Consider the following 14,031-nt stretch of genomic DNA (forward strand, 5'->3'; position numbering starts at 1 on the left):
CCTAATGGGTGCCGGGCGGGCCGTCGTCGTCCGCCATGAAGTGCTCTTCGGGGTCCTCGACGACGTCGTTCGCGGCGTCGTTCGGCAGGTCGGCGGGGGCCTCGACCTGGTCGGCTTCGGTGCCCGCGCTATCCGTGGTTTCGGCTTCGAAGGGTTCATCGCCGACGACCTCGGTGGCGAGTTCCGGTTCGACGTCGTCGGATTCCGGCTCGGGTTCGGGTTCGGGTTCGGGTGCCCTATCTGCCTCCGCCTCGGCCTCCGCGTCAGGGACGACGTCGGAGTCGGGGTCGACGACCGCCTTGGGCGCGCGCGGCCTGCGGGCGATACCGCCGGCCATCACCACCGTCAACGCTCCGATTCCGGCGAACCACAAGAACACCGCGGGCCCGAACGTCGTCTGGTCGACGCCGACGTCGCCGAAGTTGCCCAGCCGCCCACCGCCGGCATAGCCGAGTAGCGCCATGGTGAGCGCCGCCAGCGCCGACGCGACGATCAACTTGCCCAACGCCGGGCCCAGCGGAAGCGGACGCCGTGCGCACTGCTGCCCGACCGCCACCGCCGACGCCGCCGCGACGATGAGCAACGCCACCCACACCGGGCCCAGCGGCGGCGAGGGCACCGCCGCCAGCACCGGAAGCGCCGGAATGTCGCCGCCGAACACCGTGAAGGAGCTGAAGGTGGCGAGGCCGACGTGCGCACTGGAGCCGACGGCCACCGCGGCCGTCCCGACCAGCACGTTCGGGATGTACAGCACCGACAGCACGGTCAGGCTGAACTGTCCGAACATCGAGTCGGTGATCGAGTAGAGCTCGTCCATCGTCGACCAGTGCACGATCAGCGAACCGGCCATCACCACACCCGACAGGCCGACGAGCGCGAGCACACCCGCGACCGCGGCGCGCAACGCATCCGGCAGCCAGGCGGGCAGCGAAGTCCGCAGCGAGGTCGGAGCCATCAGCCGCGTGCCGACCCGGGACCCGACGCCCGCCGCCGCACCGATCGCGTGCACGGCCAGCACCCCGCCGAAGGCGCGCAACGCGTGCGGTGTCTGCAGTTCGGTGAGCACCGAAGCGGCGTCGTGCACGACGGCCAGCGCGATCGCTGCGATCAGCAGCGGCCCGCCCAACGCCGAGGCCACCACCCAGCGCGTCACGAACCACGAGGCGTTCGGGCCGGTCGCCGCGGCGGTCGTGCGGGCCGTGCCCCACACCATCGCCAGTGCGGGCATCAGCGGCATCACACCGAGCTCGGCGCCGCCGATGGACACGGGCACCAGGTGCACGCCGAGCCACATGCTCGCGATGGCCCCGAGCGCGCCGGTCATGTCGCTGTTGGCGATCAACAGTTGCAGCAACACGATCGCCGCGATGACGACAAGCGCCACCAACGACGGCCCGAACGCGACCCGAAGCAGCTCACGCGCCTGGCGTGCGCCGACTGGCCGTTGATCCACTGGTTGAGCCGCTCCTGTGTCAGGCTGCCGTGCGGCGGTGACGCACGCGCGGCTCAGACTACTGGCTCACCTCAGGAAGGCGGCGGACCCGACTGCGAGGAAGACGACGGTTGTTGGGGAGCCTGAGTCGTCGCCTCCGACGCCTGCGAAGACGACGACGGCGGCTGACCGTACGCGGGGAACCCGGTCGGCGGTGTCGGCGGACCCTGCTGACCCTGTTGACCCTGCTGACTGTGTTGCCCCTGTGGGTGGCCCTGCTGCGGGGCTCCGGGGTAGCCGCCGGTCGACGGGCCGCCCGGATAGCCACCCGGGTACGTCGACGGATATCCCGGCCGCTGCTGCGGTCCGCCGTGCTGCGGCTGGCCCTGCTGTCCGTAGTACGGGCTCGGTGCGCCGTACTGCTGATGTCCGTAGGACTGGTCGTACTTCGGACGCGGCGCCGGCGGTGTGATGATGCCCGACTCGAACAACAGCGCCGCCACCGCGACGATCGCCTGGAACAGCGAGAACGCGATGATCAGGTACAGGCCCCAATCGATCGCGGCCCCGCTGGGCCGGTTGATCACCTCGGCGATGACGAGGAGGAACGCCGCGACCGCCAGCACCGCGTACACCGAGGTGTGGACGCCCTGCCGGGGCAGGAGCGCCGTTGCGGCGAGCAGTCCCGCGACGAGTGACGCCGCGACGGCGAGCACCAAACCGAACGAGCTTCCGCTGATGCTGCCCAGCCCCGGGAAATCCGACGCGGAGATGGTGAACAACGGCGCAAAGCTCGCCAGGTACACCGCCAGCCCCAGCAGCGCCACGGCGACGGCCAGGTACATCGGCAGCTTGCTCGCGACGTCGGACGCCGACGATGAGCTCTCCTGCGACCTGCCGAACTGCTGCGTCGGCGCGGAGAACTGGGTGGTCGGCTGCTGCGCTTGCGGGTATCCCGGGCTACCGGGTGGTCCTTGGGGGTACGACATGGCCTCTCCTGTGCTCGGGCGGGCTTTGAAAAACCACGCTAGCGCACGGCGGCTCAGGCAGAGACCAGCACCGGTTCGCCCACAGTGTCCTGTTCGGCCTGTTCGATCTCGCGGACCAGCGGCAACACCTTCGCGCCGAAGTATTCGATTTCCTCCTGGAAGTGCAAAAAGCCTCCGAGGATCAGATCGACTCCGCGTTTGCGATAGGCCGCAATGCGTTCGGCGATCTGCTCGGGTGTGCCGATCAGCTGAGTGCGGAAGCCGTCGTTGTACTGCACCAGGTCCTCGAACGTGGAATCTGCCCACATGCCACGCTTGTCCGCGGTCGAGTTGCCGGCCTGTTGGACCGCGGCGCGAAATCCCTCCACGGCGGGTTTGTTGGCCTTGGCGACGATTTCCCGCAGCGTCTCCTTCGCTTCCTTCTCGGTGTCCCGGGCGATGATGAAACCGTTGAGCCCGAACCGCACCTCGCGGCCGACCGTGCGGGCGTGCTCGCGGACGTCGACGATCTGCTCGGTCACGCCGTCGAAGTCCTTGCCGTTGGAGAAGTACCAGTCCGCAAAGAGGCCGCCGTTGCGCCTCGCGGCCGTGGAGTTACCGCCCTGGAACAGTTCCGGATTGGGCCGCTCGGGGGTGTTGAGCGGTTTGGGTTTGAGCGTGAAGTCGTGGATGCGGTAGAAGTCGCCCCGGAAATCGACGTCGTCCTCGGTCCAGATCTTGCGCAGCACCTGCAGGAACTCCGCGCTGCGCCGGTAGCGTTCGTCGTGTTCGAGCCACGGCTCACCGAGATGGGTGAACTCGTCTTTGAACCAGCCCGACACCACGTTGACCGCGAACCGGCCGTTGGACAGCTGGTCGGCGGTCGCGCCGAGCTTGGCCAGCACCGCGGGCTGCCACAGCCCCGGATGCACCGCGGCGATCACCTTCAGTTTCTGGGTGGCCAGCAGCAGCGCCAGGCTGAAGCTGGTGGATTCGTGCTGATACTCGGCGCCGTAGCTGGCCTCATAGCGCACCTGGCTCAGCGCGTACTCGAACCCGTTGTTCTCGGCGGTCCTGGCCAGCTTGGCGTTGTAGTCGTAGTTCCAGTCGGTGCGCTGCTCGATGTCGCTGGTCACCAAGCCACCACTGACGTTGGGCACCCAGTAGGCGAACTTCACATGGTCGGCGATGCGTTCGGTCGTCATGGTCTGACATGACAACAGTGACCGGCTTGCACGTCGCCGGTATCGCTCGCGGTGAGGGAAATCCCCGTGCTTGCCCCCCAGACTGAAACACGTTCTAATTCTGGGCATGGATTACGGGCTCGTACTGTTCACCAGCGATCGTGGGATCACCCCGGCAGCGGCCGCCAAGCTCGCCGACGACCACGACTTCACCACGTTCTACGTGCCCGAACACACCCACATCCCGATCAAGCGCCAAGCGGCCCATCCGACGACGGGCGACGAGTCGCTGCCCGACGACCGCTACATGCGCACGCTCGATCCCTGGGTCAGCCTCGGCACCGCGGCCGCGGTGACTTCGCGGGTTCGGTTGTCTACGGCCGTCGCGCTGCCGGTGGAACACGACCCGATCACGCTGGCGAAGTCGATTGCCACGCTCGACCACCTCTCCGGTGGGCGAGTGAGCCTCGGGGTCGGGTTCGGCTGGAACACCGACGAGCTCGCCGACCACAATGTGCCGCCCGGTCGGCGACGCACGATGCTGCGCGAATACCTCGAGGCGATGCGGGCGTTGTGGACGCAGGAGGAAGCCTCGTACGAGGGCGAGTTCGTCAACTTCGGCCCCAGCTGGGCGTGGCCCAAACCGATCCAACCGCACATCCCCGTCCTCGTCGGGGCGGCAGGAACCGAGAAGAACTTCAAGTGGATCGCCCGGTCCGCCGACGGCTGGATCACCACACCGCGCGACTTCGACATCGACGAACCGGTCAGGCTGCTGCAGGACACGTGGGCGGCCGCCGGCCGCGACGGAGCACCGCAGATCGTCGCCCTCGACTTCAAGCCCGACCCCGAAAAGCTCGCCCGCTGGGCCGATCTCGGTGTCACCGAAGTGCTTTTCGGGCTTCCCGACAAGTCCCCCGGCGATGTCGCCGCGTACGTCGAACGGCTGGCAGGCAAGCTGGCCGCCCTGGTCTGATCAGGGTTCACCGAAGCCCGCGGCGCCGAGCACCCGTTGTCCCGCGTCGCCGGTCACCGCATCGACGAAGGCTCGGGCGAGGTCCTGCTGCGACGAATCGGACAGCGTCGCAATCGGATAGACGTTGACCACGTCGGCGGCTTCAGCTAGGGGCACCGTGGTGACGCGCATCCCGGCGTCGCGGGCGTCGGTCACATAGACGATTCCGGCGTCGGCCTGACCGCTGGTCACCTTGTTCAGCACATCGGTGACCGACGACTCCTCGCTGACCGGGTTGAGAGCGACGCCCGCGGCCTGCTCCACCTTCCGTGACGCCGCCCCGCACGGGACCGCAGGGGCACACACCACGACGGTGATCCCGGGTCGGGCGAGATCGCCTATCGTCTTGACCTCCTTGGGATTTCCCGGCGATACCACGATGACCAAGGTGTTGGACGCGAAGTCCACCGGGTCACCGGCGAGCAGTCCGGCGTCTGCGACCTTGTCCATGTTCACCGTGTCGGCAGAGGCGAACACATCGGCCCGCGCCCCCTGCATCAACTGCGTGGCGAGGTCGGCAGAACCGGCGAAGGAGAACTCCACCCGAGTGCCGGGGTGGTCTTTCTCGAACTGCGTACCAATCTCGGTGAATACCCTGTTCAATGACGCCGCGGCGAACACCATGAGCGAATCGCGCTGCGGCCCTTGTCCGCATCCGGTGGCCAGGATCAGCAGCAGTGCGGCCAGAAGCGAGAGAGGCCTCACGACTGCTCCTCCCTGTGGTCAGGCCAGGCCGGCGCGGTTGATCTTCTCCGTCGGACGCACTGTGATCGCCGCGCCCAGCGGATCGCCGTCCGACATCAACGCGACGAGATCCTCCTCCTCGGAGATGGCCAGGAACCGCGAGTTGTCTGAATCGAGTCTGCCGACGATGATCCCGGTGCGGACCGGCCAGTCGTAGCGCACAGAGTAGGTCTCGATAGTCGCGCGACCTTCCGGCCGCTCGGTCACCGGGACCGTCGGCAATGCCGCGACGTCCGCGTCGAGGTTCTCGCTGTTGTTCGTCCGCCAGTCGGTAGGCAGCGTCGAATAGATGCCGACGGAGTATTTGCTCATCGTGCCGCCGTTGGCGCCCACGAAGCCGAAACATCCGGGCTGGTCGCGCATTTGGGTGACGGTCTCGGCGATGGCGTGCAGCGAGTAGCTGTTACCGGGGCCGCCGAAATACGGAAGGCCGCCGGTCACCGTCAGGCCCCGCGGGTCGTCGCCGTCGATGCCCAGCGCCTCACAGGCGACGAACACCGGGAAGGGGAAGCAGCTGTACAGGTCGAAGGTGGCGATGTCGTCGACACCGATCTGCGCCACCCGCAGGGCTTCGTTCACGGCGTGCACGGTCGCGGGGCTGGCGCCGAGGTCGACGCGGTCCAGCAGATCCTGCTCGGTGATGTCCGAATGCCCGTGCTGGTACACCCATTTCTCCTCGGGAACACCGAGTCGGCGTGCGGCCGCCACTGACATCATGATCGCGGCGGCGCCCTGGTTGACCTGATCGCGCGCCACCAGCAGGCGAGGGTAGGGGTCACAGATCATCCGGTTGTCGTCGGTGACGGTGAGGATATCCTGCACCGACCGTTCGACCGGTGATGACGAAAACGGGTTCTTTGCAGCGACTTTGGACAGCGGTGCGAACAGCTCGGCCATCTGCCTGCGATATTCGGCAACGCCGAGTCCCGACCGGCTGCGGCGCGCATTGTCCAGCAGTCCGTACTGCACTGCGGCGCCGGTCAGTCCGTGCGATGCCGTGTACTCGGTGAAGTATCTGTGGATCTGGTGTCCGCGGTCCTCGAGCTGGCCCTCGACGTGTTCGGTGAAGTCGGGCGTGGGCTGTCCCTGTTCGGCGGCACGGCGCCAGTAGCGCGCCGTCGAACCCGGTTCCGAACCGATCACCATCGCCACGTCGAACTCACCCGCCGCGATGGCGTTGCCCGCCTCGGTGACGAGCTTCTGTGGCCCCTGCCCGCCGACCGGTTCGAGCACGACCCGTGCGGGATCGCCACCGACGCGCCCCATCACCGAGCGCGGGTAGTTGTTGGACTTGCCCAGTGTCGCGGGCATCGGTCCGGAGATCTCGAACTGGCGCAGGGCGTAGACGGTCTCGATGGCCTTGGCGGCCGTAGCGGGGTCGAGCCCGGTGTCGGCAAGCGCGGCCCGCACCGCCTCGGTCGCGAGTTCGACCGCCGACATGCCCCGATAGCCGGGATCGTCGATGCGCTCGGTGAATTGTCCGACGCCGACGATGACCGGGGTCCGGGAATCGACCATTACAGACCTCCTGACGACTGTTAATTCGTCAGGCTAATCGAGGACTGGAACGCGTTCCTAATCCTGCGGCATGCTTCACACCCCGCGAGCGCCCACCCACAAGTCCCGCGTGGGCCCACCCACAAGCCGCGAGCGACCGCTTTTGCACGGCGAACAGCGGCGTGTCGGCGTGCAGACGCGGTCGCTCGCGCAACGGGGAAGGGCCCCGAGAGGCTCTCCCCTAGTGGCTCTCTAGAGGCTCTGCAGGATCTCCCGGGCCAGGTTCGCGGTCTCCGACGGGGTCTTGCCGACCTTCACGCCCGCGGCCTCCAGCGCCTCCTTTTTCGCGGCGGCGGTGCCCGAGGAACCCGACACGATGGCGCCGGCGTGGCCCATCGTCTTACCCTCCGGCGCGGTGAACCCCGCGACGTAGCCGACGACCGGCTTGCTGACGTTCTCCTTGATGTAATCGGCGGCGCGCTCCTCGGCGTCACCGCCGATCTCACCGATCATCACGATGACCTTGGTGTCGGGATCCTTCTCGAACGCCTCGATCGCGTCGATGTGCGTGGTGCCGATGACGGGGTCGCCACCGATGCCGATCGCGGTCGAGAACCCGAAATCGCGCAGTTCGAACATCATCTGATAGGTCAGCGTCCCGGACTTGGACACCAAGCCGACCGGACCCGGACCGGTGATGTTGGCCGGGGTGATGCCGGCCAGTGCCTCGCCGGGGGTGATGATGCCGGGGCAGTTGGGGCCGATGATGCGGGTCTTCTGCCCTTTCTCGACGTTGTACGCCCACGCATAGGCAGTGTCCTGCACCGGGATTCCCTCGGTGATGACGACCAGCAGCGGAATCTCGGCGTCGATGGCCTCGATGATCGCGTCCTTGGCGAACTTCGGCGGCACGAATACCACCGACACGTCGGCGCCGGTTTCCTTCATCGCCTCGGCGACAGTGCCGAACACCGGCAGCTCGACATCGTTGCCGTCAGAGTCCTTGTGCGACACCGTCGTTCCGGCCTTGCGGGAGTTGACGCCGCCGACCAGCTGCGTGCCCGCCTTGAGCATCAGCGCGGTGTGCTTGGTGCCCTCGCCGCCGGTGATGCCCTGGACGATGACCTTGGAGTTCTTGTTCAGAAAGATCGACATGGGTTGCGTCCCTTACTTGTTCGCCAGCTCGGCGGCTTTGTCGGCTCCGGCGTCCATGGTGTCGGCCTGGATCACCAGCGGGTGGTTGGCCTCGGCCAGGATGCGGCGGCCCTCTTCGACGTTGTTGCCGTCGAGACGCACCACGAGCGGCTTGTTGGCCTCGTCACCGAGGATCTTCAGCGCGTTGACGATGCCGTTGGCGACGGCGTCACACGAGGTGATCCCGCCGAACACGTTCACGAACACGCTCTTGACCTGCTCGTCATTGAGGATGACGTCCAGACCCGCGGCCATCACCTCCGCCGAGGCGCCGCCGCCGATGTCGAGGAAGTTGGCCGGCTTCACGCCGCCGTGCTTCTCGCCGGCGTAGGCGGTGACGTCCAGCGTCGACATCACCAGGCCCGCGCCATTGCCGATGATGCCCACCGAACCATCGAGCTTGACGTAGTTGAGGTCGTGCTCCTTGGCCTTGAGCTCCAGCGGATCAGTGGCGTCGCGGTCCTCGAACTCGGCGTGCTCGGGATGGCGGAAGTCGGCGTTGCCGTCGAGCGTGACCTTGCCGTCGAGCGCCAGGATCTGACCTCGGTCGTTTTCACCGAGGGAGGGCGTCCGCACCAGCGGGTTCACCTCGACCAGCGTGGCGTCCTCCTTGGTGAACACCTCCCAGAGCTTGGCGATCGTCACCGCGGCGGCGTCGAGCACCTCCTCGGGCAGGTGGCCCTTCTTGGCGATCTCGCGGGCGAACGCTTCGTCGACGCCCTTGGTCGCGTCGACGGACACCCTGGCCAGCCGGTCCGGCTTGGTGGCGGCGACCTCTTCGATCTCCATACCGCCTTCGACCGAGCACATCGCCAGGTAGGTGCGGTTCGCGCGGTCGAGCAGGAAGGAGATGTAGTACTCCTCGGCGATGTCGCTGGCCTCGGAGACCAGCAGCTTCTTGACGATGTGGCCCTTGATGTCGAGGCCGAGGATGTTCTGGGCGTGGGTGAACGCGTCGTCGGCGGTGGCTGCGTACTTCACGCCGCCCGCCTTACCGCGGCCGCCGGTCTTGACCTGCGCCTTGACCATCACCGGCTTGCCGATCTCCTCGGCGATCGCCTTGGCGTCCTCGGCGGTGTCGGTCACCCGACCCGGTGTGGTGGGCACGTTGTGCTTGGCGAAGAGCTCTTTCGCCTGGTATTCGAAGAGGTCCATTGGCTGTGGAACGTCCCTGTCTCTAGCGCGTCGAATTGCGGAGTTGTTGGGCCGAAGGCTCGGAGGAACTTTATCCACACGCCTGGAACGCGTTGGCACCGCCCACCGGTCATGTGGTAGATCTCACCGCTCCGGTCCAGTGATACAAATCACAATCTCACGCGGAATAGGCTCTCGGCTTGCAGCCGTCGTCGCGAGTTGGTTAACGTGCCTCTGGTCTCGATAACGCTTTGGTCACGACAGGCTTCTCGACAGGCATCCGAAACGTAAGGACACCCCAGGTTGGCTTCGCACCGTTCGTCCGGATCTCATCGCAGATCGTCGACGAATCGGCAAATCAGCCGCCGTGCAAGCGAATCGCCCGCCGAAGTCACCGACATCATTCCGTTCAACGAGTTCGGTGATCTCGATGACGTCGACTTCCGCGAGAACAGCGCTTTCGACCGCGAAGCCCAGGTCATCGGTGCTCCTGAACTCGACGACCTGACCGACACCGACAACCTCGTCCCGCTGCGTCTCGCCGTGCCCTCCGAGTTCCAGACCGGGCCCCAGTCCGGTGCGAGGCACGCGCGCCGTTCGCATGCCTACCGCGACAGCCACACCGACACCAGCGATGGCATGGACGCGACCGACGTCATCCGGATCGGCAGCCGCACGCCCGCGCATCGCAAGCAGGACGTTCCCGTCAAGGGCCGGCTGATGGTCGCGGCGATGGCCGTCGGCGCCACCGCCGCGGGCGCGTACTCGATGGCCAATGCGGCGCACGAGAAGTCCTCGGAGACCGTCCTGGCCGTCGACCAGTCCGCGATCGCCAACCCGCTTTCCGAGACGTCGGGCGGTATGCAGGTGGTCGCCGTGACGCCCGCGGCCAGTTCGGCGCTGCACACCGAGGAGATCCAGAAGGCGGCCGCGTTCGCCCAGGAGCGCGCAGAACGCGAAGCCCGGCTGCAGCGGCCGATGTTCGTGACGCCCACCACCGGCGTATGGACGTCGGGTTTCGGTTACCGGTGGGGCGCCCTGCACGGTGGCATCGACATCGCGAACTCCATCGGCACGCCGGTGCTGGCCGCCTCCGACGGCGTGGTCATCTCGGCCGGGCCCTACGCCGGTTACGGCAACATGGTCAAGCTCCGGCATTCCGACGGCACCGTGACGCTCTACGGTCACCTCAGCTCGTGGTCGGTGGAGGTCGGTCAGCGGGTCTGGGCCGGTGACCAGATCGCGAAGATGGGCAACACCGGCAACTCGACCGGGCCGCACCTGCACTTCGAGGTGCACCTGAACGGCACCGACCGCGTCGACCCTGTGGGTTGGCTGGCCAAACGCGGCCTGTCTTTCGGCAACTAGTCTGGCTGCGTGGCCGGCGACGACGACTCCGATCTGACGCGTCAATCACCGTCGAGCGCGGAAACGGGCATCATCCGGCGCCACCCTTCCGGCGAGATTCCGACCGGCCAGGACCCCCAGACGAATATCATCCGCCGCCACCCGACCGGCGCGATCCCGGTCGCCGGCCCGCCCACGCAGATGGCCGACGGAGGCGCGACACAGATGTCCGACCGCCCCGCGCCGGAGACGAGTTATATCCCGCGGGCCAGGCCCGTGGCCGTGTCCCCGGCCGGATCGCCGCCGGCCAACCCGAAGACCGCGATCGCCACCGCGGTGACCAGCATCCTGACCGGATGGGCCACCGCCGTCATCGCCACCGACCTGATCACCGGCTGGTGGCGCACCGATCAACTGTTCTGTGTCGCGGTCGGTTTCCTGACCGCGATCTCGGCGGCCGCTCTCATCGCCGGGCTGATCGGACTTCTGTTGCGCCGCTGGGTGAGCCGGCTCCTGGTCATGGTGGGGTCGATGGTGGCGCTGCTGATCTTCTCCAGCCTGTTCGTCGCCGGGGCCAAGCTGCCCGCCGTGGTGTACGCGATCCCGGTGCTGCCACTGGCGAGCATCGTACTCGCCGCGCTGCCGGCCACCGGACGCTGGGAACGCTCCGGTTAGAGCTTGGTGACCGGCGCGTGGTTGTGCATGAGCTTGACCCGACCGGAGCTGCCGAAGTCGATCAGCGACATCGCCGACTCGCCCACGCCGCTCACCTCTTCCACGCGGCCCAGCCCGTACTTGTCGTGCGTGACCCGGTCGCCGGGCTCGAGCACCAGCAGTGGGCGCTTGCCCGCACCCGACCGCGTCGGCGACGGTCTCGGGGTGCCGAACCGGCCCGCCCCGCTCACGGGCGCGCTGAACGACGCCGGTGTCGGGTCGGTGCGCCGCCAGTCGATCAGGTGTTGCGGAATCTCTTTGAGGAACCGGGATTCCGGGTTCAGCATCGGTTGGCCCCATGACGAGCGGACCTTGGCTCGGCTGAGGTAGAGCCGCTGCCGGGCACGGGTGATGCCGACGTAGGCCAGCCGGCGCTCCTCGGACAGCTCGGCGGGGTCGCCCAGCGCCCGCATGTGCGGGAACATGCCGTCCTCCCACCCGGTCACGAAGACGACCGGGAACTCGAGGCCCTTGGCGGTGTGCAACGTCATCATCGTGACGACACCGGCGCCGTGCTCGGGAAGCTCGTCGGCGTCGGCCACCAGTGAGACCCGTTCCAGGAACTGAGCCAGCACGCCGGTGTCGGGGATGTCCTCGTCGAGCTGCTCGTCATCGGCGAGCGCCTGCGCGTTGGCCAGGTCGGTGCTGAATTCGTGTGCGACACTGACCAACTCGTTGAGGTTGTCCAGCCGCGCGAGATCCTGCGGATCGCTCGATGACTCGAGTTCGGCGCGGTAGCCGGTGCGGTCGAGTACCGCCTCGACCAGTTCGCCGAGTTCATCGTCGAGGCGGCCGCGCAGTTCGTCGAGCATCTCCACGAACGCCGAGATGCATTTCTCCGCACGGCTGTTGAGCATCGGCACCTTGCCCTCGGCGGCCGCCTGCAGGGCGTCGTTGAAGCTGCACCCGGCGTTCTCGGCGTACACCGCGACGCAGGCTTCGGCGCGGTCGCCGATGCCGCGGCGCGGAGTGTTCAGGATCCGGCGCATGCTCACCGAGTCGCCGGGGTTGTCCAGCACCCGCAGGTACGCGACGATGTCGCGGATCTCCCGGCGCTCGTAGAATCGCACGCCGCCAACGACTTTGTAGGGGATGCCCGCGCGGATGAACACCTCTTCGAGCGCACGCGAGGAGTTGTTTGTGCGGTAGAACACCGCGACATCTGAATAGCTGCCACCGCCGTCGACGAGCGCGTCGATCTCCTGCGCGACGAATCGCGCCTCGTCGTGCTCGTTGTCGGCGACGTAGCCGACGATCAGCTCGCCCTCCCCCTCGTCGGTCCACAGGCGCTTCTCGCGGCGGCCGGCGTTGCGGGAGATCACCGCGTTCGCGGCGTTCAGTATGTTCTGCGTGGAACGGTAATTCTGTTCCAGCAGAATGGTTGTCGCGTTCGGATAATCGCGCTCGAAATCCTCGATGTTGCGGATCGTCGCGCCGCGGAACGCATAGATCGACTGGTCGGCATCGCCCACCACGCACAGTTCGGCCGGCGGCACCGCGGCTGGATCATCTTGCGAGGCCGCCGTCCCGACCAGTTCACGCACCAGCACGTATTGGGCGTGGTTGGTGTCCTGGTACTCGTCGACGAGGATGTGCCGGAACCGACGCCGGTAGTACTGCGCGATCTGCGGGAAGGCCTGCAGGACGGCGACCGTCTCGCCGATCAGGTCGTCGAAGTCGAGCGCGTTGGCCGCGCGCAGCCGGCGCTGGTACTCGGCGTAGACCTCGGCGATGATGCCGGGCAACTCCTCGCCCGCCTCTGAGGCCTCGGCGGCCGCCTGCTCCGGGCCGACCAATTCGTTCTTGTGGTTGGAGATGGCGTTGGACAACAGCCGCGGCGAGTACCGCTTGGTGTCCAGTCCCATGTCCTTGCCGATCATCAGCAGCAGGCGCCGCGAGTCGTCGGCGTCGTAGATCGAGAAGTTCGAGTTCAGCCCCGGCAGCAGCGAGGCCTGGTTACGCAGGATCCGCACGCAGGTGGAGTGGAACGTCGACACCCACATGGCGCGGGCGCGGGGCCCCACCAGGCCCACCACCCGCTCGCGCATCTCGGCGGCCGCCTTGTTGGTGAAGGTGATGGCCAGCACCTGCCCGACTCCGACGTCACGGGCGGCGAGCAGATAGGCGATCCGGCGGGTGAGCACAGCGGTCTTGCCGGAGCCGGCACCTGCGACGATGAGCAGCGGCGAGCCCTCGTGCAGGACGGCTTTACGCTGCTGCGGGTTGAGCCCTTCGAGCAGTTGGTCGGATTCGGTGGCCCCGTTCGGTGCGATCAGGTTCGGTGCGCTCATGTCGGTATCGAACTTACCGCTGTGCAGGGACACTCCCGCGGTCGAACCGCCGCACAGCTTTGCGCCGGCACAGCGTTTGGTGGCACACTTTGTCCCGTGCTCAGCAAACAACGCTTCAGCTATGGGTGCCGATCCGCGGTGCCCGTGGTCTAGCGGCTTCTGCGAGAGTCTCCTGTGTGAGGCCGAGGACCGGACGAGGACGAGACCTGAACACACGACGAGGCGGTGAAACCGATGACGACCGGAACCGAGACTGTGCCTGATATCGATGACCTGCGCCGGGAGATCGACCGGCTGGACGCCGAGATTCTGGCGGCCGTGAAGCGCCGCACCGAGGTGTCCAAGATGATCGGTCAGGCTCGGATGGCCTCCGGTGGCACCCGCCTGGTGCACAGCCGCGAGATGAAGGTCATCGAGCGCTACAGCGAACTAGGTCCCGACGGCAAAGACCTCGCGATGCTGTTGCTGCGGTTGGGCCGCGGTCGCCTCGGCCACCAGTGACCTCGGTGTC

Annotated in this window: 12 protein-coding genes; 4 read left to right on the forward strand and 8 right to left on the reverse strand. The window is 67.2% G+C overall.

What is annotated here, in order from left to right:
- Position 1 precedes the first annotated feature (1 nt).
- From AU198_RS21620 to sfnG, 3 genes are all read right to left on the reverse strand, one after another.
- Positions 2 to 1,453: a cell division protein PerM gene (locus AU198_RS21620; protein WP_064350607.1), complete on the reverse strand. Its 1,452-nt coding sequence runs from the start codon at positions 1,451 to 1,453 to the stop codon at positions 2 to 4.
- 71 nt (positions 1,454 to 1,524) lie between these two features.
- Positions 1,525 to 2,421, reverse strand: coding sequence for a DUF5336 domain-containing protein (locus tag AU198_RS21625; RefSeq protein WP_064350608.1), 897 nt, complete (start codon positions 2,419 to 2,421; stop codon positions 1,525 to 1,527).
- Positions 2,422 to 2,474: 53 nt separating this feature from the next.
- Positions 2,475 to 3,605: a dimethylsulfone monooxygenase SfnG gene (gene sfnG / locus AU198_RS21630; RefSeq protein ID WP_064350609.1), complete on the reverse strand. Its 1,131-nt coding sequence runs from the start codon at positions 3,603 to 3,605 to the stop codon at positions 2,475 to 2,477.
- 106 nt (positions 3,606 to 3,711) lie between these two features.
- Between sfnG and AU198_RS21635 the strand changes: the two genes are divergently transcribed.
- Positions 3,712 to 4,560, forward strand: coding sequence for an LLM class F420-dependent oxidoreductase (locus AU198_RS21635; protein ID WP_064350610.1), 849 nt, complete (start codon positions 3,712 to 3,714; stop codon positions 4,558 to 4,560).
- Here the strand turns inward: AU198_RS21635 and modA are convergent, their stop codons facing one another.
- From modA to sucC, 4 genes are all read right to left on the reverse strand, one after another.
- On the reverse strand, positions 4,561 to 5,304 hold the full coding sequence (modA, locus tag AU198_RS21640) for a molybdate ABC transporter substrate-binding protein (protein ID WP_064350611.1): 744 nt from the start codon (positions 5,302 to 5,304) through the stop codon (positions 4,561 to 4,563). It abuts the gene before it with no gap.
- A gap of 18 nt (positions 5,305 to 5,322) precedes the next feature.
- A complete protein-coding gene (locus AU198_RS21645) occupies positions 5,323 to 6,861 on the reverse strand; it encodes an acetyl-CoA acetyltransferase (protein ID WP_064350612.1) in 1,539 nt (512 codons plus the stop codon).
- A gap of 231 nt (positions 6,862 to 7,092) precedes the next feature.
- Complete coding sequence (gene sucD, locus AU198_RS21650; RefSeq protein WP_064350613.1) at positions 7,093 to 7,995, reverse strand: succinate--CoA ligase subunit alpha; 903 nt, start codon at positions 7,993 to 7,995, stop codon at positions 7,093 to 7,095.
- 12 nt (positions 7,996 to 8,007) lie between these two features.
- Positions 8,008 to 9,189, reverse strand: a complete 1,182-nt coding sequence (gene sucC / locus AU198_RS21655) for an ADP-forming succinate--CoA ligase subunit beta (protein ID WP_064350614.1) — start codon at positions 9,187 to 9,189, stop codon at positions 8,008 to 8,010.
- Between the two features lie 282 nt (positions 9,190 to 9,471).
- On the opposite strand from sucC, the gene AU198_RS21660 reads away from it, so the two are divergent.
- Complete coding sequence (locus tag AU198_RS21660) at positions 9,472 to 10,536, forward strand: M23 family metallopeptidase (protein ID WP_064350615.1); 1,065 nt, start codon at positions 9,472 to 9,474, stop codon at positions 10,534 to 10,536.
- A gap of 9 nt (positions 10,537 to 10,545) precedes the next feature.
- Positions 10,546 to 11,190, forward strand: coding sequence for a hypothetical protein (locus AU198_RS21665; RefSeq protein ID WP_231744747.1), 645 nt, complete (start codon positions 10,546 to 10,548; stop codon positions 11,188 to 11,190).
- On the opposite strand, the gene pcrA is transcribed toward AU198_RS21665, so the two are convergent.
- Complete coding sequence (gene pcrA / locus AU198_RS21670; protein WP_064350727.1) at positions 11,187 to 13,520, reverse strand: DNA helicase PcrA; 2,334 nt, start codon at positions 13,518 to 13,520, stop codon at positions 11,187 to 11,189. The two genes, AU198_RS21665 and pcrA, sit on opposite strands and share 4 nt — an antisense overlap.
- A gap of 234 nt (positions 13,521 to 13,754) precedes the next feature.
- Here pcrA and AU198_RS21675 point away from each other — a divergent pair, with 234 nt between their 5' ends.
- Positions 13,755 to 14,021: a chorismate mutase gene (locus AU198_RS21675; protein ID WP_064350728.1), complete on the forward strand. Its 267-nt coding sequence runs from the start codon at positions 13,755 to 13,757 to the stop codon at positions 14,019 to 14,021.
- Positions 14,022 to 14,031 lie beyond the last annotated feature (10 nt).

The sequence above is a fragment of the Mycobacterium sp. GA-1199 genome (assembly GCF_001500045.1).
Lineage (GTDB): Bacteria > Actinomycetota > Actinomycetes > Mycobacteriales > Mycobacteriaceae > Mycobacterium.

Coding starts and splice junctions, on each gene's coding strand:
- AU198_RS21625 (WP_064350608.1), bottom strand. CDS start 2,421: ATGTCGTACCCCCAAGGACCACCCGGTAGCCCGGGATACCCGCAAGCG.
- sfnG (WP_064350609.1), bottom strand. CDS start 3,605: ATGACGACCGAACGCATCGCCGACCATGTGAAGTTCGCCTACTGGGTG.
- AU198_RS21635 (WP_064350610.1), top strand. CDS start 3,712: ATGGATTACGGGCTCGTACTGTTCACCAGCGATCGTGGGATCACCCCG.
- AU198_RS21645 (WP_064350612.1), bottom strand. CDS start 6,861: ATGGTCGATTCCCGGACCCCGGTCATCGTCGGCGTCGGACAATTCACC.
- sucD (WP_064350613.1), bottom strand. CDS start 7,995: ATGTCGATCTTTCTGAACAAGAACTCCAAGGTCATCGTCCAGGGCATC.
- sucC (WP_064350614.1), bottom strand. CDS start 9,189: ATGGACCTCTTCGAATACCAGGCGAAAGAGCTCTTCGCCAAGCACAAC.
- pcrA (WP_064350727.1), bottom strand. CDS start 13,520: ATGAGCGCACCGAACCTGATCGCACCGAACGGGGCCACCGAATCCGAC.
- AU198_RS21675 (WP_064350728.1), top strand. CDS start 13,755: ATGACGACCGGAACCGAGACTGTGCCTGATATCGATGACCTGCGCCGG.